The organism is Vibrio sp. 10N.222.55.A1, from assembly GCF_041473835.1.
Lineage (GTDB): Bacteria > Pseudomonadota > Gammaproteobacteria > Enterobacterales > Vibrionaceae > Vibrio > Vibrio crassostreae_C.
Genome location: NZ_JBFRSX010000068.1, coordinates 16,231 through 36,590 on the forward strand (window position 1 = coordinate 16,231; position 20,360 = coordinate 36,590).

At 44.1% G+C, this 20,360-nt stretch carries 18 protein-coding genes; 10 read left to right on the forward strand and 8 right to left on the reverse strand.

The window, feature by feature from the left end; translation table 11 throughout:
- Positions 1 to 4: 4 nt before the first annotated feature.
- Together mngB and mngA are read right to left on the reverse strand one after the other, a co-directional pair.
- The gene (mngB, locus tag AB4493_RS19095; protein WP_372155610.1) at positions 5 to 2,644 is read right to left on the reverse strand and encodes a mannosylglycerate hydrolase; all 2,640 of its coding nucleotides are present in this window, start codon (positions 2,642 to 2,644) and stop codon (positions 5 to 7) included.
- Between the two features lie 236 nt (positions 2,645 to 2,880).
- Complete coding sequence (mngA, locus tag AB4493_RS19100) at positions 2,881 to 4,815, reverse strand: PTS 2-O-a-mannosyl-D-glycerate transporter subunit IIABC (protein ID WP_372155611.1); 1,935 nt, start codon at positions 4,813 to 4,815, stop codon at positions 2,881 to 2,883.
- 317 nt (positions 4,816 to 5,132) lie between these two features.
- On the opposite strand from mngA, the gene AB4493_RS19105 reads away from it, so the two are divergent.
- From AB4493_RS19105 to dcuC, 4 genes are all read left to right on the forward strand, one after another.
- Positions 5,133 to 5,849 (forward strand): GntR family transcriptional regulator, encoded by a 717-nt coding sequence (locus tag AB4493_RS19105; protein WP_009845448.1) that lies wholly within the window; start codon positions 5,133 to 5,135, stop codon positions 5,847 to 5,849.
- Between the two features lie 232 nt (positions 5,850 to 6,081).
- The gene (locus AB4493_RS19110; protein ID WP_080582262.1) at positions 6,082 to 6,282 is read left to right on the forward strand and encodes a hypothetical protein; all 201 of its coding nucleotides are present in this window, start codon (positions 6,082 to 6,084) and stop codon (positions 6,280 to 6,282) included.
- A 23-nt stretch (positions 6,283 to 6,305) separates the two neighbouring features.
- A complete protein-coding gene (locus tag AB4493_RS19115) occupies positions 6,306 to 6,557 on the forward strand; it encodes a hypothetical protein (protein WP_133151380.1) in 252 nt (83 codons plus the stop codon).
- A gap of 377 nt (positions 6,558 to 6,934) precedes the next feature.
- Complete coding sequence (gene dcuC, locus AB4493_RS19120; RefSeq protein ID WP_017062608.1) at positions 6,935 to 8,302, forward strand: anaerobic C4-dicarboxylate transporter DcuC; 1,368 nt, start codon at positions 6,935 to 6,937, stop codon at positions 8,300 to 8,302.
- A 202-nt stretch (positions 8,303 to 8,504) separates the two neighbouring features.
- Here the strand turns inward: dcuC and AB4493_RS19125 are convergent, their stop codons facing one another.
- Together AB4493_RS19125 and narQ are read right to left on the reverse strand one after the other, a co-directional pair.
- Complete coding sequence (locus AB4493_RS19125; RefSeq protein ID WP_372155612.1) at positions 8,505 to 9,137, reverse strand: response regulator; 633 nt, start codon at positions 9,135 to 9,137, stop codon at positions 8,505 to 8,507.
- A complete protein-coding gene (narQ, locus tag AB4493_RS19130; protein ID WP_372155613.1) occupies positions 9,124 to 10,854 on the reverse strand; it encodes a nitrate/nitrite two-component system sensor histidine kinase NarQ in 1,731 nt (576 codons plus the stop codon). The genes AB4493_RS19125 and narQ overlap by 14 nt, the downstream gene beginning before the upstream one ends.
- Before the next feature lie 253 nt (positions 10,855 to 11,107).
- Between narQ and napF the strand changes: the two genes are divergently transcribed.
- The 6 genes from napF to AB4493_RS19160 all read left to right on the forward strand — a co-directional run bounded on the left by napF (position 11,108) and on the right by AB4493_RS19160 (position 15,749).
- Positions 11,108 to 11,587 carry a ferredoxin-type protein NapF gene (napF, locus tag AB4493_RS19135; RefSeq protein ID WP_017062611.1) on the forward strand — a complete coding sequence of 160 codons (480 nt, stop codon included), beginning with the start codon at positions 11,108 to 11,110 and terminating at the stop codon, positions 11,585 to 11,587.
- 23 nt (positions 11,588 to 11,610) lie between these two features.
- On the forward strand, positions 11,611 to 11,916 hold the full coding sequence (locus AB4493_RS19140) for a chaperone NapD (protein ID WP_019824440.1): 306 nt from the start codon (positions 11,611 to 11,613) through the stop codon (positions 11,914 to 11,916).
- A complete protein-coding gene (gene napA / locus AB4493_RS19145; protein ID WP_102393131.1) occupies positions 11,913 to 14,402 on the forward strand; it encodes a periplasmic nitrate reductase subunit alpha in 2,490 nt (829 codons plus the stop codon). The genes AB4493_RS19140 and napA overlap by 4 nt, the downstream gene beginning before the upstream one ends.
- A gap of 125 nt (positions 14,403 to 14,527) precedes the next feature.
- The gene (locus tag AB4493_RS19150; protein ID WP_017062614.1) at positions 14,528 to 14,989 is read left to right on the forward strand and encodes a nitrate reductase cytochrome c-type subunit; all 462 of its coding nucleotides are present in this window, start codon (positions 14,528 to 14,530) and stop codon (positions 14,987 to 14,989) included.
- A gap of 29 nt (positions 14,990 to 15,018) precedes the next feature.
- On the forward strand, positions 15,019 to 15,600 hold the full coding sequence (locus AB4493_RS19155; RefSeq protein WP_009845456.1) for a NapC/NirT family cytochrome c: 582 nt from the start codon (positions 15,019 to 15,021) through the stop codon (positions 15,598 to 15,600).
- 11 nt (positions 15,601 to 15,611) lie between these two features.
- Positions 15,612 to 15,749: a TIGR02808 family protein gene (locus AB4493_RS19160; protein ID WP_010430103.1), complete on the forward strand. Its 138-nt coding sequence runs from the start codon at positions 15,612 to 15,614 to the stop codon at positions 15,747 to 15,749.
- Between the two features lie 127 nt (positions 15,750 to 15,876).
- On the opposite strand, the gene phaC is transcribed toward AB4493_RS19160, so the two are convergent.
- The 4 genes from phaC to AB4493_RS19180 all read right to left on the reverse strand — a co-directional run bounded on the left by phaC (position 15,877) and on the right by AB4493_RS19180 (position 20,235).
- Positions 15,877 to 17,703 carry a class I poly(R)-hydroxyalkanoic acid synthase gene (gene phaC, locus AB4493_RS19165; RefSeq protein WP_017072236.1) on the reverse strand — a complete coding sequence of 609 codons (1,827 nt, stop codon included), beginning with the start codon at positions 17,701 to 17,703 and terminating at the stop codon, positions 15,877 to 15,879.
- A 75-nt stretch (positions 17,704 to 17,778) separates the two neighbouring features.
- A complete protein-coding gene (locus AB4493_RS19170) occupies positions 17,779 to 18,126 on the reverse strand; it encodes a phasin family protein (protein ID WP_017062616.1) in 348 nt (115 codons plus the stop codon).
- Between the two features lie 130 nt (positions 18,127 to 18,256).
- Positions 18,257 to 19,468, reverse strand: a complete 1,212-nt coding sequence (locus tag AB4493_RS19175; RefSeq protein WP_029236542.1) for an acetyl-CoA C-acetyltransferase — start codon at positions 19,466 to 19,468, stop codon at positions 18,257 to 18,259.
- Between the two features lie 26 nt (positions 19,469 to 19,494).
- Positions 19,495 to 20,235, reverse strand: a complete 741-nt coding sequence (locus AB4493_RS19180) for an SDR family oxidoreductase (protein ID WP_372155614.1) — start codon at positions 20,233 to 20,235, stop codon at positions 19,495 to 19,497.
- Between the last annotated feature and the right edge of the window lie 125 nt (positions 20,236 to 20,360).

Genomic DNA, 20,360 nt, shown 5'->3' on the forward strand with positions numbered 1-20,360 from the left:
GAAATTAGAATTTGATTTGGAATGTTTTTGCTTGGCAAGGTGCTATCTGGCCGAACTCTTCAGATGCTACATCACCTTCGCGTACGCGCTCGTCCATGCTTGTCTCTTTCCAGCTTGAAACCGCTTGAGTAAAAGAGATTGAATCCGATACTGAACCCGATTCTGCCGGGTTGTAGACACGCATGATCAGTGCATCTTCGTCTTCCGCTTTCTTCAGCACACTCAACACCGCGCCTGATTGTTGCTTAGACAGAAGGCTAAAACTCATAGGTAGGTTCTGCTCACCCACGTTGAGCTTCATCGCGTTGTAAGGGATCTTGTTGTAGCATTCGATTTGAGTGACATTGTCACGTGCTTGCGCCATGATGTTCGCGTCAATATGGTTACCAGAGAAACCGCACAACGTGAATTCACACACTAACTTACCGCGCACTTGCGAATCTGGTGTCGGAATCTTGATGCCTGATGGACGGCCTGGGCGAAGCAATAGCTCTTCTTTACCCAACACGCCGATACCACGGAACAGTGTCAGTGCGAAGGTATCTCGGTTTTCGTCACCTTGAGATGCAATCACCTCAAATTCACGTAGACCATTCGACATAATCGCCATGCCCGCTTTGCCGTTTTCTAATGCAGCGAAGTTCATCAGTTGGTAAACCGGAACCGGTGCTTCTTTCCACTTCTCTTCTTCCCAAACCGCCATAGCAGGGTCATTGGTTGGTCGAGTAATACAACCGAACTGGTTGTCTGCAACCACAGTTTCAGAAACGAATGGCGTTGGTACTAAGACACGTACACGGTGGTCGTCGGCTTGGTTGTCTAGTTCCATACGTACTTCAATGCGGCGAGAACCTTGCTTCAATACCACTTGGCATTGCGCTTCAACGAATCCGTTTTGACCCGTGCGTTCTTCACGCTCTGCAAGGTTTGCAGGTACGTTCATTCGGAAAGCGATGTTCGCTACCGATTGGAAGCCTTGGTGGTCAATCGATGTTTCGACTGGGAACTCGTCTGAATACAGTAACCATTCTTGACGAGATGGAGAGTAATCGTACTCATCACCGTCATCAGAACCGTCTTCCAAACGAAGTACTTGGTCGAATACTTGCTCTGTCTCTTTATCGAAAATAGTCAGAGTACCGTTGTCGTTTACATTGATTCGGTAGTACTCGTTCTCTAGTAAGTAGTCTTTTTGTTCTGCAACTTTTACTGCACCCTTCTCGTTACCTTGGATGTGTAACGTGGTGAAGCCCATCGCTGGCACAATGCGTTTGATTTGAATATCAAACTCCATGAACGGGTCGTAGTTACCGTAGTGAACGATTTGACGGTCTACTTTACCCGGGTCAATTTGGCGCTTGTCTTGGATGAAGTACTCAACTAGGTTTTCGTTTTCATCAAAGATAGAGAACTCTTGAGCACGGATAGTGATAGTGGTGTTAACCACTTCTTCACGCTCGTATGGAGAAAGGTTGAACATCGCCAGTTTGTCGCAACCTTCGCGATCTGGCATGTGGTCAACAATCTTACGCTTGTAGAAGTGAATCAGGTTGGTCGCCATGTCGTCAGCAAGGATGTAACGGTTTAAGATTTCAGCGTGTACCTTGTCTGAACAACAGCAACCAATAGAGTCATGAGCGTGGTTCTTCATGCTCTCTTTCCACATTTTCTCAATCAAACCGTGGTGGTATTCAAAACCTAATGTCCAAGCGATAGACGCTAGCGGTTCTAAGATGTTTACAATCTTGTTTTCGATTTCTGCGTGGATCAGTTTGATGTCCATACGCGTAGAAGAGATCGTACGGTGAACACGCATGTATTTACCGTCGTTGAACTCGCCTTTGATTGTGTCGAGTTGGTCGCGCGCCGCTTCTACTTTCTCGAACACTTCTTCGTAACGGCTCATTGAGAATTCACGATCTGGGTAGATTTCGCGAAGCTTGTCCATTACTTCAAAGATGTCTTTTTGAATCGGCATTTGGTCGTGGCCGTTCGGTAGCAAGATATCTTTAGTCACCGATGGCTTTTCTAGCACTGGGAAGTACTTATCTAAACGAGCACGCAAGCCTTCTTCGTCTTGTGGAAGGTATTTACCAATCGCGTAACCCAGCGGAAGCACTTGTGCCGTTACTTCACTGCCGTCGTTTGATTGCCATAAGAATTCTGTTTTATTCGTGCCATGACGTTCTGAACAACCACGCCAGAACATTGCACGCGTGATGTCGAAACCGTTGTAGATCATCGGCAGCTGTGAGCTCATGCTGAATGAATCTGGTAGGTAACCGATCTTCATTGCATCGCCAAATTTCATACAGTCACGAATGCCATACATCATGTTGCGTACAATTGACTCACCAGAAACTTGCATTGTGTCGGTTTGAGAATACCAAGGGCCAATAATTAACTTGCCCGCTTCAACCAATGCTTTTACGCGCTCTGTGTTTTCTGGTTTGATTGCGAAGTAGTCTTCTAAAACGGCGGTTTGACCATCTAGAACGTAGTATTTGTATTCTGGATCGCTCTCCAGACGGTTCATGATTTCTTCCATGTTGTTCACAAGAAGAATACGAGACTCTTCTGTTGTGAAATACCATTCACGATCCCAGTGCATGTGAGGAGTAATATGTACGCGTGATGTAGTCATAATCATTTACCTAAATGTGTCGCTTCGAGTAAAACTAAAGTTCGAACCCAAATACGACTAAATTAAATTTTTTCAAGGGGTTAAAATTGGCTGCCACTAAATTTAGGGTGCAGAAAACCACGCCCAGAATCTGTGTGAATAAAACCGTTAGGAGCACAGGTATTTAGGACAGCCAGTTGTTTGTTATTTCTTATATATTGATTTCGTAGTGAGTTAGGAGCTAACTCAAAATTCAGTTAGTTCTGTGTTGCAGTACTTGCTTCAAACTTACCCTTTTTTACAGCGTGACCACGCCACATCAGAAGAGTAATGGTTGAAATCACTGTGCCGACAATCGCAGCACCGAACCAGATAGCAGCAGCAGAGAATGCGCCTAAACCAGAATCGTGTAACAAGAAGATAGAGAAGATACCTGCGCCCGGAGTCGATAGACCAATACCTGCCGCACCAACCATTGCACCTGTAACCACAGAGCCTAGTAAGAATGAACCGATTACACGGATTGGATCTTCAATCGCCATTGGGATTGCACCTTCGGTAATACCCGCTAGGCCAAGTAGCCATGTAGATTTACCGGTTTCAATCTCAAAGTCTTTGAATAGGCGTGGAGCAATCATGGTTGAAGCCGTTACGGTGAACGCTGATACCATTTTTACTGAACCAAAGATTGCGTATGGGCCATAAACACCGTTCGCCATTGCACCTAAACAGAATGCGTAAGCGGCTTTGTTTACCGGACCACCCAAGTCGAATGATACAAACAGGCCAAGAATCGCACCTAGAAGCAGAGCGTTAGTGCCTGACATACCGTTCAACCAATCCGTCAGACCTTGGTTTAGGAACGCAACAGGTTTACCGATAACAAACAGCATTAAGCTACCTGCTACCAAAGTACCAATCACCGGGTAAAGGTAGAAAGTAAGGAAACCGTTAAATGCAGGGCCCAAGCGAACATGCTCTTTCACCCAGCGCATCACGTAACCCGCAATCAAACCACCAACGACACCACCAAGGAAACCTGAACCAATGATGTTTGCTGCAATACCTGCGGCAAAACCAGGACCAAGTGCCGGTTTATCTGCTAATGAGTAAGCTGTGTAAGCCGCCAGTACTGGCACCATCAATGTACCTAATAGGCCGCCACCTAGTTTGCGATACATCCATAGCCAAGAATCTTTTGTTGCGTAGAGCTCTTGCAGGTCAAAAATTTGCGCGATAAGAACAGCAACCGCAAGAACAGTACCACCAGCAACGATAAGAGGAACCGCGTAAGAAATACCAGAAAGCAGTGCTTGTTTAAGCTCAGTTTTCAACGGTAGTTTCTTCGGTTTGTCATCGGTAGCAACTTTACGTTCTGCACCGTTACCTTTTTTCGACTCTTCAATCGCTTCATTAAGAATGCGTTCACCGTGCTTAATCGGTTCTGCAACTGGGGTTTCAACACGAGGAATGCCATTAAAGCGCTCAGATTCTTTAATCGCAACTTCAGCAGCAAACACACACGCTACAGCATTATTAAGTTGTTCCGCAGTTAAGCGATCTTCAATACCGTTTGCGCCCTGCTTTTCAACATGAACCTTGTAGCCAAGCTTTTTGCCGGCTTTTTCTAGGTATTCTGCCGCCATATAAGTATGAGCAATACCTGCAGGGCAAGCAGTAACGCATACAATTGTCGGCGCATTTGTATCTAAGTTGTCTTGTTTTTCTTCTTGCTGATTATCGCCATCAAGAAGCGCGAAGATTTCATCAGCGGTTGTTGCTTTTAATACTGCTTCACGAACATCGTCATCAACCAATGTGGTTGTCAGTTCGGTCAGCAGGTGCATGTGGGTAGAACCCGCTTCTGCATTTGGAATCGCAATTAGGAAGATAAGATTTACATCTTCGTCTTCATCCAAGCCTTTCCATTTCATGTCTTCTTTAAGCGTTGCTACAGCGAAGCCAGCTTCTTTAACCGCGTCAGTCTTGCCATGCGGTACTGCTAGGCCTTCACCAAGCGCTGTCGGGCCTTGCTCTTCACGAGCAAATACTGCATCAAGGTACTCTTGCTTGTTATGCAGTTTGCCTTGCTGATCCAGTTGGTCAGCAAGTGCGTAAATCGCTTCTTCTCGACTGCTAAACGTAGTTTGCAGATTTACGAGCGACTTATTCGTTAGAGTAGTAAGTTTCATAACCTTTGTCCCATAGTCACGGATTAGTACGACAGTCGTCCCTGTCGACGAGAAGAATAATACAACTTCAAGACATTTAATCCGTGATCACGATCTCATCAATACATATTTGTATTTAATTTGTATTTAAATCGTATTGGTAAATCCTTTAAGAAAGCTTGTTATGTATCGTTTAATTTGTATTATATGTACTACAAAACGCCGATACGACGCTCACACTAACCTTTTAAGCAAGGCTTATATAGAGCAAATTTACGTATTTAAGGTACAGGTTGTTAATCAAAGTCTAGTTGTCCTAGCGCACAAATGAGGCAAAAATGGCAAGACTCCCTATGTATCGCCAAATCGCCGATGCAATAAGAGAAAAGATCAGTTCTGGTGAATATAAAGTTGGAGAAGCACTCCCAACGGAAGCGCAATTGCGTGAAGTATTCTCGGTAAGTCGTGTAACGGTTAGACAGGCGCTGAAACTACTGATCGAAAACGATGAGCTGGAAAGCGTTCAAGGTAGTGGTACTTACGTCAAAGAGAACAAGATCAATTACGACATCTACAAACAGTCGAGCTTTCAAGAAAAGTGGGCGCATTTGGATGTGGTTACACACAGTGAAGTTCTGGCCTTCGAAATGAAGCCGTGTTCTTTGGCGATGTCTGAACATTTAGATATCAAAGAAGGCGAATTGGTTTTCTACGTAAAACGTGTTCGTTTCATAGACAACAATCCAATCACGGTTGAAGAAACTTGGTTACCTGTTGCCCTATTCCCAGATCTCACCTATCAAGTGATGCAGACATCAAAATACGACTTTATTGAGAACACCAAAGGCATGGTGATTGATCGAAGTGAGCAGGAATTGGTACCGATTCTTCCGCCTGAAGACGTTGCTAAACAGTTAGGTATTGACCCAGCTCAGCCTATCATTGAAAAACGTACTCGCGGTTACCTCGCCAATAACACGGTGTTTGAATACAGCCGTAACTACTTCACGTCTAACGATTACCGATTTACTTTGGTCGCAAGACGCCAGAGATAATGCTCATCAGCAAGTTTCGATAGTAGCAAAATGACCAACACAGAGAGCGCCTTGTTCTCTGTGTTTCTGAGCTGTTATTTCAATCATAAACCCAACTTTCCTCCCCAAATATTCCTAAACCAATATCAAGTAACCTCACGAAAGATCATTCACATTCATTTAAATACTGTTCTGGCGCTTTGACCATAAACTAAGCGCAAAATGACAAGAACAACAGTCGACAGGAATGTAGATGAATACCAAACAACTTGAGGACGCTGTAAGTGAAGTGAGCTTATTCAATCAGCACCTCCACTTAATCCAATCCGTGCATACCATTCCGACCCCAAAAATGAATTGGGAGTCGATTGCGATGGAACCTGCGCCGACAATGCCAACGGTTCGATTCGATCACTGTCTACTCATCAGACTAACACTTAGTTCGTCGTGTTAAATCACTTTATATACAAAACCATTATGTCGAAACACACTATCTCACGAACATCGCACCCATTAGCAAATACAATTTCATACACACGATTCCTACCAAAGCTACCTTTAGTTCTAATCGCTTTCTCTATGCCCCTATTCGCAGAAGAAGTTGAAGAAGTGGTACTCGAGGACGAAGTCGTATTAAATGAAGGTTCTGAGTTAAACGAAGAAGCTGAAGAATCGCCTTATTATAACTTGTGTTTTAGCGCTTACTTATGGGAAGTAAGTAGGCGTTAAACATAAGTAATCTTTAAATGTAAGTAAGCTTAAAAGCTAAGATTCTCACCTCTTTACTCCGATAAATACCCACCTCGTTACACGTTTCCTTCCAAAGTACAAAAAATACTCGCGATTTATAAAACAACACCACCATATGCAAATAGAACAACCAAAGGTGATCCAAGTTATATTCTAACAAGCCACAAAATTTGTTTATTAACATCTAAACAACAGTAGTTATTCACGATTTACAACCACAATTAACATCGAAAAAAATGTTTGTCTTAGATCATATCAACCTCAACTATGCCTCGTGCCACAGTGCAGTTTTCTGTACATTCATTGTCATATTCTGAAACACTTTCTTATATTTTTTAAACTTTGTGGAGATTTCTATGTTAGAGCTCTTGATCGGATTAGTGATTACTATTGCTGTTGGTTACTTTATTGTAAAAGGCTATAAAGCGGCGGGTGTATTACTAACTGCTGGCCTTGCCCTACTTCTTATCACCGGCCTTATTGGTCACACAGTCTTACCAGCTAAGGTAGCTTCAACAGGTAACATGGTTACCGACTCACTAGAATTTGTTAAATACATGCTTCAGTACCGCGGGGGCGGCCTAGGCATGCAAATCATGCTTCTTTGTGGTTTTGCTTCTTACATGACGCACATTGGTGCTAACAACGTGGTAGTGAAACAGTTCTCTAAACCGCTTGCTGCGATCAAATCTCCCTATGTACTTCTTGTTGCGGCTTACATCGTAGCGTGTCTGATGTCTCTAGCAGTAAGTTCTGCAACGGGTCTTGGTGTGCTATTGATGGCAACCCTATTCCCAATGATGACGGCAATGGGTATTTCTCGCCCAGCGGCAGTTGCAGTTTGTGCGTCACCTGCAGCCATCATTCTTTCACCAACGTCTGGTGATGTGGTTATCGCGGCAGAAAAATCAGGCATGTCTCTTGATGTGTTTGCTGTTCAAACGGTACTGCCTGTTTCTATCTGTGCGATCATCGTGATGGCGGGTGCGGCTTTCTTCTGGAACAAATACCTAGATAAGAAAGAAAACACACCAATGGAAAAAGTAGACGTTTCTGAAATCGAAACAACGGCGCCGGCTTTCTACGCTGCACTTCCATTCCTACCTATCATCGGCGTTTTCCTATTCAACGGTCGTACGATTCCAGGGCTTTCACTTGATATCTACACTATTGTGGTAGGTTCTATCTTCGTAGGCGCAGTTATCGATTACGTTGTTAAGAAGTTTGATGGCGAGAAAACACTAGAAGATCTAGACTCTTGCTACCAAGGCATGGCTGACGCGTTCAAAGGCGTGGTAATGCTGTTGGTTGCGGCGGGCGTATTTGCTCAAGGTCTAATGTCTATCGGTGCAATTGATAACCTAATCGGTCTTGCCGAATCTGCAGGCGCAGGCGGCATCGCATTGATGCTTATCCTCACAGGTCTAACGGTTGCTGCGGCAATTGCGACAGGTTCAGGTAATGCACCTTTCTATGCATTCGTAGAACTGGCTCCATCATTAGCGGCGAAAATGGGCTTGAACCCAGCGTTCCTAATCATCCCAATGCTTCAAGCATCGAACCTAGGTCGTACAATTTCACCAGTATCTGGCGTAATCGTAGCGACTTCTGGTATGGGTAAAATCAGCCCATTTGAAGTCGTAAAACGTACGTCTGTACCGGTAATCTGTGGTCTTATTACGGTTATCTTCGGTACGCTTGTATTGGTTCCAATGTCGGCGTAAGCCTTAAGTTTCTAATCTCAAAGAACGAAGAACAAACGAACACCAATACTGAATATAAAATGCGTAAACAAAAAGGCGCTGAACTTAATAAGTTCAGCGCCTTTTTTAATGTCACTTTCTCAACATCGTTAAAACTATCGAGACATGTACAAAATGTATAAACAGTCAGGCTTGAAATAGTGTTATCTCAAAGGAACAAGCCCTACTTCATTTCACCATAGCGTTCTAGATACAGAACCGTTGCAGCGGTACGGGAAGGCACTTGCAGCTTTTTCAACAAGCTTTTCATATGTACCTTAACTGTCGATTCAGAAATAAACAGGTGATCGGCGATCTGCTTATTACGGTAACCTTTCGCGACTTCTTGAAGGATCTGCATTTCACGTTCAGTCAGTTGTTCGAAGATATCATTGCGGCTTCCAGCATCATTTAGGTAACGAGCAACCACACTGCTGTAAGCCTTGTCACCGCTGTTTGCTTGCTTAAGCAGTTCAATTAACTCATCGGGTTCAGTGTCTTTCAACAAGTAGCCATCAGCGCCTGCTTTTACAATCGCTTCAATGTCTGCAGGGCTATCAGAAACCGTTAGAATAACAATGTTTGCGCTAGAACCGTCAGTGCGAAGTGCTTTCAAGGTATCTAAACCAGACATGCCCTTCATATTGAGATCCAAAAGGATCAAATCAGGTTCTTCTTCATGAGCAAGAGCAACCGCTTCAGTGCCGTTACTTGCTTCTGCAATCACTTCGAATTCGTCTTCAAAGCTCAGTAATTGGCTTATACCTCTGCGCATCAATGGATGATCATCAACCAGCATTACTTTACAAATCGTCAACTTTAACTTCCTTCAAACTTTTATATTTCAATATGACTGTACAGCCTTCACCTTGCGCCGCTTCAATCGTCAAGTCGCCATTCAGTCTTACCGCACGCTCCTGCATAATGCTCATCCCGTAGTGGTTCACCTTGGAACTACTTGAGTCAAAGCCATCTCCATTATCTTTTATCACGACTAATACTTCACCGTCCTCATCGATACAGCATACATCTATTAAGTCGGCATTGGCGTGTTTTATTGCATTTATTGTTGCTTCACGAATCAATTGAAGCAAGTGAACCTGACTATGCGCATCAAGCTCGATCGATGAGAGATTATTAGTGAGGTTAATCTTCGCATCGGTTCTCTCGCTGAGCGCCTCAAGCATGGTACTTAAGGCGTCTCCAAAGTTGCCCTCTTTAATGGTCAACCTAAATGTGGTGAGTAGCTCTCTTAACTGGGTATAAGCGTCGGCTAAGCCGTTTCCGATCTCAGACGCGATTTGTTCAGATTGCTCTCGGTGCTGTTGCTCTGGCAGTTTGCCAATCACACGCTTTAATAGTGTAACTTGAATTTTCAAGTACGACAGTGATTGAGCCAATGAATCGTGGAGTTCACGTGCAATCGTGGCACGCTCTTCCATGATAATAAGCTGTTCAGCTTTCTTTTGAGCACGATTGTAGTAGATCGCTCTCGATAGCAGTTGAATGAAGCTTTCGATCAGAGCTTTAGTTGAGTGCCCGTGGTGATATGAACAGTATAAATAGCCGAGAATAAGTTCGTTATCGTCGAGTTTCATCTCAAACTTTTCGTAGTCTAAATTCGAATCGTAACCTTCATCCATAATCAATGAACGGCCTGAGTTATCGACAATCTCGAGCCTCAGTGATCCAATCCCTTCCAAGCTCACGAGATGCTGCAAGATAGCTCGGAAGTTTTCAGGAGCAATACGCGTCACCGTGAGCTCTTGTGACGAGTTATAAAGTGCCTGCAGCGACTGGTTCGCATTTTGCAGCTCAATCGTCTTTGCATCCACCACATCTTCAAGGTTTCGATAAAGCACGCCTAAATCTTTGGCCATCGAGTTGAAGGTTTTGGTCAAAATGCCCATTTCGTTGTTACTGGTCACCTTGAGTTCTACCTCGAAGTCGCTGTTTTTGATTCTTTGGCTCGCACCGACAAGAGCATGTAGCGGTTTAACAACCTGTTTACGTACAAAGTGAACAACAAAAAGAGATATGACCAGAATCCCACCAAGGCCGATACCACCAGCCCACGCTAACTTTATTAACTTGTCTTCAGAGAACTCTTGCAGCTTATAAACGAAGCCATCGATTTCAGCCACGAAGTTTTCAACCAACACGAGATAGTGATCGCGCTCTTCGCTATTCAAGACCTGTTTTAGCTCATGCCAACGGCCGATAATTAAATAGTAATCTTCTGTGATGTCTGTCGGAACATTCCAACTGACCAAATTGGTCATGGATGGCGAGTAAAGAGAACTTTCGAATTCACGAATATGAGATTCATAATCGACAGATTCTATTTGAATATCATGGGCTAAACGGTAGCTTTGCATTCGCATTGAACCGGCCACGTTAACCGCTTCCGCATCATTCAAACTTGAAGCCAAAGTAAAGATGGCAAAGCCAGTCGTAGCAACCGACAACAGCAGTATAGAGAGCAAAGATTTTGCTATCGTACTTGTTACAGATGAAACCGGTTTTATAAGCAAAAGTGCCTTCCTATTGATAAATGACTTGCCAGCGATATCGTATTGTCACACATCAAAAATCATAGCTCCATTCAATATGTGATCACTCGCTCCGTAATTTATTGATCTAAGACAATATATGCCCCCAATTAGCCCTTAGGGGGTATTTATACAATTGTTTCTAAAACTACACTACTTGTGAGGACTCATTACAAGATATTAATAGAATAATGACCTACAATTACAACATCTTAGTAACATCTATAGGTATCTAGTGGTAGATCTATCAAAACGCCGTCTTTTTTCAAGACGAAAAGTTGACTCAAGCCAGATTCGTTTGCCTTGGATTGACAGCCTAGAAAGCTTTACAGATGACTGTACTCGCTGCGGTAAATGCATCGAGAGTTGTGAGACTAAGATAATCATTGTAGGCGATGGTGGTTTTCCCACTGTAGATTTCTCTATTGATGAGTGTACGTTCTGCTATCAATGTGCAGATGTTTGTCCCGAACCCATTTTTAAGCCAAAGCAAGGAGAGCCTTGGCAAGCAAAAGCACAAATCTCTGATAAGTGTTTAGCGCAACAAAATGTTGAATGCCGAAGCTGTGGTGACATGTGTGAACCTATGGCCATTCAATTTGAACTTAGAGCAGGCAGTGTTGCTCTACCAAAAATCGAGTTAGATGAGTGTAGCGGTTGTGGGGCCTGCGTAGCAATTTGCCCTACTTCGGCTATTCTTGTGAGTAATGCATAAAACAAAAATAACGAGAGCAATTTATGGCACTAAATGAAGTGCATATATCAAGTTTAGTCGTGCATGTGAGCCCAGAGCATCTAGACGAGATCAAAGCACAAATCGAGCAATTCGATAATGCAGAGATTTACGGCAGCAGCCCTGAAGGCAAAATCATCGTGGTCCTAGAAACCGAGAACCAAGGTTTTGTAACGGACACCATCGAAGAAATTAATAATATTACGAACGTTTTAGGGACAGCTTTGGTTTATCACCAAATCGAGACTGGACTGGACGAAACGGATTTAGAAACTGGAAGCAACAATTCTCAACTTGAGGGTGAAGTATGAAAATGACAAGACGTGCGTTTGTGAAAGCAAACGCAGCTGCATCAGCGGCAGCCGTTGCAGGTGTAACTCTACCGGCAACAGCAACCAACCTGATTGCTAGCTCTGATCAAACAAAAATCACGTGGGATAAAGCGCCTTGTCGTTTTTGTGGTACGGGCTGTTCAGTACTAGTAGGTACTCAAAACGGTAAAGTGGTTGCGACTCAAGGCGATCCAGAAGCTCCTGTAAACAAAGGCCTTAACTGTATTAAAGGCTACTTCCTTTCAAAAATCATGTACGGTAAAGACCGTCTTGAGACTCCTCTACTTCGCATGAAAGACGGTGAGTTCCATAAAGATGGTGATTTCGCACCCGTATCTTGGGACAAAGCGTTCGACGTGATGGCTGAGAAATGGAAAGCTTCACTGAAGAAGAACGGTCCAACAGGTGTTGGTATGTTCGGTTCAGGCCAATGGACAGTAATGGAAGGCTACGCAGCCGTTAAGATGATGAAAGCGGGTTTCCGTTCAAACAACATAGATCCAAACGCTCGTCACTGTATGGCTTCTGCTGTAGTAGGCTTCATGCGCACTTTCGGTATTGATGAGCCAATGGGTTGTTACGATGACTTTGAACACGCAGACGCATTCGTACTGTGGGGTTCAAACATGGCAGAAATGCACCCAGTACTATGGACTCGTATTACAGACCGTCGTCTAAGCCACCCACACGTTAAAGTAAACGTACTGTCTACTTACTACCACCGTTCTTTCGAGCTTGCCGACACGGGTTACATCTTCGAACCTCAATCAGATCTAGCAATTGCTAACTTCATTGCTAACTACATCATTCAAAACGATGCCGTTAACTGGGACTTCGTGAACAAGCACACGAACTTCAAGCAAGCAACGACAGACATCGGTTACGGTCTGCGTGACGATGATCCACTACAGAAAGCAGCCGCAAACCCTAACTCAGGCGAAATGACTGCTATCTCTTTCGAAGACTACAAAGCGTCTGTTGCTGAATACACAGTTGAGAAAGCGTCTGAAATGTCAGGTGTATCTCAAGAAGACCTTATCAAGCTGGCTAAGCAATATGCCGATCCAAACATCAAAGTAATGTCACTTTGGACTATGGGTATGAACCAACATACTCGTGGCGTATGGATGAACAGCCTTGTGTACAACATCCACCTTCTTACAGGTAAGATTTCTACTCCAGGTAACAGCCCATTCTCACTAACTGGCCAACCGTCAGCGTGTGGTACAGCGCGTGAAGTTGGTACATTCGCTCACCGTTTACCTGCCGATATGGTGGTTGCTAACCCTAAACACCGTAAAATTGCAGAAGATATCTGGAAACTTCCAGAAGGCACCATTCCACCGGTACCCGGCGCTCACGCTGTTCTTCAAGACCGTATGTTGAAAGACGGTAAAATCAACGCTTACTGGGTAATGTGTAACAACAACATGCAAGCGGGTCCAAACATCAACACTGAACGTCTGCCAGGTTACCGTAACCCAGATAACTTCATTGTATGTTCTGACCCGTACCCAACGGCAACAGCTCAAGCGGCTGACCTCATCCTTCCAACAGCAATGTGGATTGAGAAAGAAGGCGCTTACGGTAACGCAGAGCGTCGTACACAAGCATGGTACCAACAAGTGAAAACTGTAGGTGAAGCTAAGTCTGACCTATGGCAAATCATGGAATTCTCTAAGCGCTTCACTATTGAAGAAGTTTGGGGTGAAGAACTGGTTGCGAAAATGCCTGAGTACCGTGGCAAAACCATGTACGACGTGCTTTACAAAAACGGCAACGTTGATGCATTCCCACTGTCTGAAGCTCAAGAGCTTAACGACGATGCACAAGCTCAAGGTTTCTACGTTCAAAAAGGTCTATTCGAAGAATACGCAGCCTTTGGTCGCGGCCACGGTCACGATTTAGCACCATACGATCGCTACCACCAAGTTCGTGGTCTACGTTGGCCTGTTGTTGACGGTAAAGAGACACTATGGCGCTTTAAAGAAGGTTCAGATCCATATGCTAAGAAAGGTTCTGATTGGGACTTCTACGGCAAACCAGATGGTAAAGCACTGATCATCAATGCACCATACGAAGCGCCACCTGAAGTACCAAACGATGAATACGATATGTGGCTATGTACAGGTCGTGTTCTTGAGCACTGGCACACAGGTACTATGACTCGTCGTGTACCAGAACTTTACAAAGCAGTACCGGATGCACTTTGTTACATCCACCCTGCTGATGCTAAAGCTCGTGGTCTTCGCCGTGGTGATGAAGTTCTTATCGAAAACAAACGTGGTGAAGTACGCGTTCGTGTTGAAACTCGTGGTCGTAACCGTCCACCACAAGGCTTGGTATTCGTACCATTCTTTGATGCAAGAATTCTGATCAACAAGTTGATCTTGGATGCAACGGATCCTCTGTCTAAACAGACGGATTACAAGAAGTGTCCAGTTAAGATCACTAAGGTCGCTTAAGGACAATATGTTCTTACCACTTAGCTCGTAGATCTGACGTTTTTAATATTGCGACTGCTTTTTTCGTTACTTTTTGAAAGAAGTAGTCCACTCAAAGAATTAGCCTTTAGGCGGAGAAATTAACCATGAAAAAACTGATTACTGCCCTACTATCAGCTGGTCTTTTGCTAGCTGGTGCAGTTCAAGCTGAAGCTGAACTGGATAACCCAGGCGGCATTGGTGGCGTAGAATCTCTACGTGGTGCAAGTGAACTTGAAGCAACTCGCGCAGCAGATGACTTCAAAAAGTTCCCTCGTGACCAAGTACTTGAGAGTGACTACGTATACCAACCACCTCTAGTGCCTCATACTATTCGTAGCTATGAAGTTTCTCTTAACGCTAACAAGTGTCTTTCTTGCCACAGCTGGAAAAACGCAAAAGAAATGGGTGCTACTAAAGTGAGTGTAACTCACTACATGAACCGTGAAGATGCGGTACTTGCAGACGTATCACCTCGTCGTTACTTCTGTCTACAGTGTCACGTACCTCAAGCTAATGCTAAGCCACTAGTTGAGAACGAGTTCAAACCTGTAGATTCACTGCGTTAATCGTAGCCGGACTGTAAGAGAGGCTATATATGATAAAATTACTTAAAGCGTTTTGGAAAAGACTTGCGACACCAAGCAAAGCAGCCGTAGGCGTTGTTTTGTTCTTGGGTTTCTCGGGTGGTCTTTTGTTCTGGGGTGCATTCAATACGGGTATGGAGGCAACCAACACGGAAGAATTCTGTTCTGGCTGTCACGCACCTATCGTTGCTGAAATCCAAGAGACAATTCACTACTCTAACCGTTCTGGTGTTCGTGCTATCTGTTCAGACTGTCACGTTCCTCATGAATGGACAGATAAAATTGTTCGTAAGGTTCAAGCATCTAAAGAGCTATACGCACACTTTATTGCGAAAACCATCAATACTGAAGAAAAGTTCAAAGCACGTCGTGCTCACCTAGCGGAACGCGAATGGGCTCGATTGAAGAAGAACGATTCACTTGAGTGTCGTAACTGTCACCAGTTCGATTACATGGACTTCTCAGAGCAGAGCCCCCGTAGTGCGAAACAACACTCGACTGCGCTAGCTTCTGGTGAAAAAACGTGTGTAGACTGTCACAAAGGTATTGCACACAAACTACCAGACATGCACGGCGTTGAAGGCTGGCAATAAGGAGCGTTTGAATGAGTACTTTAGAAAGCGTAATTTGGCACATCCTAGGTTACAGCGCTATGCCAGTTATCATTCTTGGTGGCTTTGCAGGTGTTGCAGCCGTATCTCTTTGGATTTTATCTATGGGTAAAGACAAAGAAATCGATTAACAATCGAGATTCCATCAACTTCTACCAGATAATTCTGATATGAGTTGATACGAAAAAGCCACTGATTTCAGTGGCTTTTTTATTATCTGACGTTGTGTATCTTTATAATTGAATGTGACTTAACGCCCTAAGCTTCGTTTTCTGGCGCTTCTTTCTCTGCGGTCTCTTTATCAACCTGCTCTTGATCGACAATCGGCAGCACCTGTTTTACATAGTTGCCTGGCGCTTTGCCAATCACAGGATTAAGCTCTGAGCCTTGATTGAAAGGTTCGATTTTTTCGTCAGTTTCAAAACCTTGTAGCCACTGATTCCAGTGTGTCCACCAAGACCCCTCATTATGAGTCGCATTAGTTAGCCACTCATCCGCCGAGTCGTCTAGGTTGTCATTCAGCCAGAACCCGTACTTCTTCTTATCTGGATGGTTAACAATACCCGCGATATGACCAGATTCACCAAGCACGAACGTCTTGTTGCCACCGGTATTCAAGGCACCACGGTAAGTCCCCTGCCAAAGCGCGATATGATCTTCTTTCGCTGAAATGAAGTAGCTTGGTATTTTTATCTTATTGAGATCAATCCAGACACCGCCTACTTTCACGCCTTTGTCTTGAACAAGTTTATTCTCAAGGTAAAGCTCACGCAGCAAGAAATTATGGCACTTAGCAGCAACGTTAGTGCTGTCACTGTTCCAGTACAACAGATCAAACTCCATTGGGCTGCTGCCTTTTAGGTAGTTATCAATGTAGTAGTTCCAGTACAGGCTGTTTTCACGAAGCAAACTGAATGTCACGCTTAATGAACGACCATCCATGAATCCTTTAGCATCGTTCTGTTTCTCAATGGCGTTAATGATCGTTTCATTGATATATGCGCCAACCTCTCCCGGCTGAGAGAAGTCTAATAGAGTCGTAAAAAAGGTCGCAGTTTTAATGCGTTTCTTCATTCTTTTAGCAGCATAGTAAGCGACCGTTGAAGCGAGAACAGTACCACCAATGCAGTAACCTGCAGCATTGATTTGCTCTTTACCCGTGATATCTTCAATTGCCGTCACGGCTTTCGCTACGCCTTCCGTGACATAGTCACCGAACTCTAAGTCTTTTTGCGCTTCACCTGGGTTGCGCCAAGACATCATGAAGACGCTGTGCCCTTGCTCAAGCAACCAACGAACCATTGAGTTCTTTTCACGAAGGTCGAGAATGTAGTACTTATTGATGAATGGAGGAACGATCAACAAAGGCGTGGCGTTCACCTGAGGTGTTTTTGGGTAGTATTGAATAAGCTCGAACAGATCATTTTGAAAAACGACATCACCTTCCGTGTTCGCAACATCAACACCTAATCGGAAGGCATTATTGTTGGTCATACGGATCTTGAGGATATCCGCGCTCGCTTCAACGTCAGCTTGTAGCTGCTCTAGCCCATCTAGCAAGTTCTCACCATTGCGCTCAAGCGTTAGCTTCATCAACTCTGGGTTAGTCGCAATGAAGTTACTAGGAGAAAGAGCATTGATAGCCTGACGTGAAAAGAACGCCACACGTTCCTTGGTTTTCTCGTCTATGCCTTCGATTGAATTAATGGTGTCTATATAGCTTTTGCTGAATAACAAATAAGACTGCTTGATAAAGCTGTAAAACGGGTCATTTTTCCACGCTTCATCAATAAAGCGTTTATCACTGCGCTCTTCAGTAATGACGCTTTCGGTATTACCCATCAGTGCGGCATTTTGCCAAATCTTAAGTTGCTGTTCCCACCACTGGGATTGTAACTGAAGGAGAACGGCGGGTTGGTTAGCGGCTTGCTCGAAGATTTTTGACGCATCATCAAAATTCAACTCTTGCATCGCTTGATTTAGGGGAGATTGCGCGGCTTCCTTGTTTTGTTCAAAGTTTTCCCACCATTGCTGGTTTGTTTGTTGAAGTTTAACAAGGTAGTCCGAAAAGAAGTGTTGAAACATAACATGACTCCAATAATCGGAAAATCGCCACCGAGCCTCACAGTAAACACTGTGCTGACTCGATGGCGATTTTATTTATGCAGGTGTAACTGTTTTCAAGTTTTCAGTTGTTAGTGTTTCAACATCTTCTTTGAACTCTTTTGCAGCAGCTTGCATTTTTGAGCTATCACTCATCATCTGTTGAGACAATTGAGTTAGCGCTGCTAGTTGCTGGCTGTTGAACGCCGTTAGGCTAGTCACGTCTTTGATTTCAGTCACTGCTTTCATTTGCGCAAGACCCATGTTCGTGTAAGTCTGCATTGCATTCATTTGCAGTTCTGTCATCGTTTGGACGTTCTTTGCAACCAACTTGTTGAACTTTAAGTACGGTTCAAATTGCTTTTCAGTTTGGTCAGTAATTGTTTTGAAAATATCCGTGTACATAAGTAACTCCTGATGAATACATAGTTTAATAAATTTGTGTCACTATCGTTTCAGCCAACGCTCATCGATTAACTCGCGATGCTTTGAAAAGCTGATCCGATATTTAAGCTTGCTACCGATATATCAGGCTCTAACCTTCAATACCTTTTAGCAAAACAGCGGTTCCCATTCCCCCACCCACACAGAGTGAAGCAACGCCATAAGTCGTTTTCTGTTCAAGCATTTCATGGATGAGTGAAACAATAATTCGATTGCCTGAAGCACCTAAAGGATGGCCAAGCGCGATTGCACCACCATTCACATTGACCTTTGGCTTGAACTCATCAAGCGGTAAGTCATGCTGCTCTGACAATTGGTACATTACGCCAAGAGCTTGTGCTGCAAACGCTTCATTCAATTCAAACAAATCTACTTCTTCTAGAGTGAGATTCGCCTTATCAAGCGTTTTAGAAACGGCTTCTACTGGGCCTAAACCCATAATCTTTGGATCTAATCCAGACTGTGCGTAGCTCGTTAGCTCTACCAGTGGTGTCAGTCCGTATTTCGCTACTGCACTCTCTGAGGCTAAGATGATTGCACTCGCGCCATCATTGATGCCCGAAGCGTTACCTGCCGTAACAGACCCTTCACGGTCAAAAGCTGGACGAAGCTTTTGCAGACCTTCGAATGTCGCGTCTGACTTCGGATACTCATCGGTATCAAAAGTGACGGTTTGTCTGCGCTGCTTAACTTCTACAGGCACGATTTGCTCGTTAAACTTACCCGCCTCAATCGCAGCAACGGCTTTTTGTTGGCTTTCTAAGGCATAGTTATCTTGAGCTAGGCGCGAAATATTCAACGTGTTCGCGATATTTTCAGCGGTCATGCCCATGTGGTAGTGATTAAACGCATCGGTTAAGCCATCACCAACCAGTAAGTCTTTCATTGAGATGTCACCCATTTTGTGACCATTACGAACGCTCGCTGGTACCACAAAAGGAATTTGTGACATCACTTCAACGCCAGCAGCAATAACCACTTCAGCATCTTGTGCTTTGATGTGCGCCGCTGCGTCCATCACTGATTTCATTCCGCTGCCGCAAATCATGTTCACGCCGTATGCTGGTGTTTCCTCAGGAAGCCCTGCATAGATGGAAGCCTGACGAGCAACCCCCATGCCTTGACCTGCCGAAATCACGTTGCCGACGATTACTTCATCAATCGCATCTAACGAAAGATCGACAGACTCAAGTGCACCTTTGATCGCAACGCCAGCCAGTTCACCCGCAGATACGTTTTTTAGCGACCCGGTAAATGCACCAATAGGAGTGCGCTTAGCCGCAACAATAAATACTTTTTCCATCATTCCAACCCCTTCAGTTTCGCCAATTACTGCATGTACAAGCCGCCATTCACAGACAATGTTTCGCCTGTAATGTACGCGCCAGATTCACTCGCTAAAAAGCCCACTGCGTCTGCAATTTCAACAGGTGTTGCTAAGCGTTTCATCGGAATTTGGTTCTTGATTGAATCCAGTACTTCAGGCTTCATTTGCTCAACCATAGGAGTTGCTGTGTAGCCAGGGGCAATCACGTTCACGGTTACGCCGCTACGAGCGCCTTCTGCAGCCAAAGCTTTAGAAAAACCAATCATTCCAGCTTTCGCTGCTGAGTAGTTAGTCTGTCCAAATTGACCTTTAAGACCATTGACGGAAGAGATGTTGATGACACGGCAGTTACCTTTCTCACACATAGGAGCGAACAAAGGTTGAGTCACGTTGAACAAACTGTTTAAGTTCGTTTCGATAACCTCTTTCCACGCTTCGGCATCCATCTTTTTAAAGACGCTATCACGTGTAATACCTGCGTTATTGACTAGTACATCCACCGTGCCTTCTTCTTCTAACAACTTGCTTAAGCTCAGCGCACATTCCGCAGTATTGGTAACATCTAATTCAAACAATCTCACTTGATCTTCGGTGAATTGTTTTTCGTTAAACCAATCCAAGGCACATTGGTAATTTCCAGTAAAATAAGTCGCGATAACACGATAGCCGTCTGCAACTAATTTAGAGGAAATTGCTGAGCCGATACCGCCTTTTGACCCTGTAATTAAAGCAAGCTTTTTCATTAATGGTTCCATCCCTTACAAGCAATTAAATAACAATGATGTTAATAAGATAATGTCTTAGCTGATAATTAAACTTTACGTTTTGCTTTAATTAAACCCTACAACTCAAAATCAAAAAGTATTAT

Excerpts from the sequence above, each read along its gene's own strand:
- phaC (WP_017072236.1), bottom strand. The coding sequence starts at position 17,703 with ATGTTTCAACACTTCTTTTCGGACTACCTTGTTAAACTTCAACAAACA.
- AB4493_RS19110 (WP_080582262.1), top strand. The coding sequence starts at position 6,082 with ATGAATACCAAACAACTTGAGGACGCTGTAAGTGAAGTGAGCTTATTC.
- AB4493_RS19170 (WP_017062616.1), bottom strand. The coding sequence starts at position 18,126 with ATGTACACGGATATTTTCAAAACAATTACTGACCAAACTGAAAAGCAA.
- napA (WP_102393131.1), top strand. The coding sequence starts at position 11,913 with ATGAAAATGACAAGACGTGCGTTTGTGAAAGCAAACGCAGCTGCATCA.
- mngB (WP_372155610.1), bottom strand. The coding sequence starts at position 2,644 with ATGACTACATCACGCGTACATATTACTCCTCACATGCACTGGGATCGT.
- AB4493_RS19175 (WP_029236542.1), bottom strand. The coding sequence starts at position 19,468 with ATGGAAAAAGTATTTATTGTTGCGGCTAAGCGCACTCCTATTGGTGCA.
- AB4493_RS19155 (WP_009845456.1), top strand. The coding sequence starts at position 15,019 with ATGATAAAATTACTTAAAGCGTTTTGGAAAAGACTTGCGACACCAAGC.
- AB4493_RS19115 (WP_133151380.1), top strand. The coding sequence starts at position 6,306 with ATGTCGAAACACACTATCTCACGAACATCGCACCCATTAGCAAATACA.
- dcuC (WP_017062608.1), top strand. The coding sequence starts at position 6,935 with ATGTTAGAGCTCTTGATCGGATTAGTGATTACTATTGCTGTTGGTTAC.
- AB4493_RS19160 (WP_010430103.1), top strand. The coding sequence starts at position 15,612 with ATGAGTACTTTAGAAAGCGTAATTTGGCACATCCTAGGTTACAGCGCT.
- AB4493_RS19140 (WP_019824440.1), top strand. The coding sequence starts at position 11,611 with ATGGCACTAAATGAAGTGCATATATCAAGTTTAGTCGTGCATGTGAGC.
- AB4493_RS19180 (WP_372155614.1), bottom strand. The coding sequence starts at position 20,235 with ATGAAAAAGCTTGCTTTAATTACAGGGTCAAAAGGCGGTATCGGCTCA.
- AB4493_RS19105 (WP_009845448.1), top strand. The coding sequence starts at position 5,133 with ATGGCAAGACTCCCTATGTATCGCCAAATCGCCGATGCAATAAGAGAA.
- AB4493_RS19150 (WP_017062614.1), top strand. The coding sequence starts at position 14,528 with ATGAAAAAACTGATTACTGCCCTACTATCAGCTGGTCTTTTGCTAGCT.
- mngA (WP_372155611.1), bottom strand. The coding sequence starts at position 4,815 with ATGAAACTTACTACTCTAACGAATAAGTCGCTCGTAAATCTGCAAACT.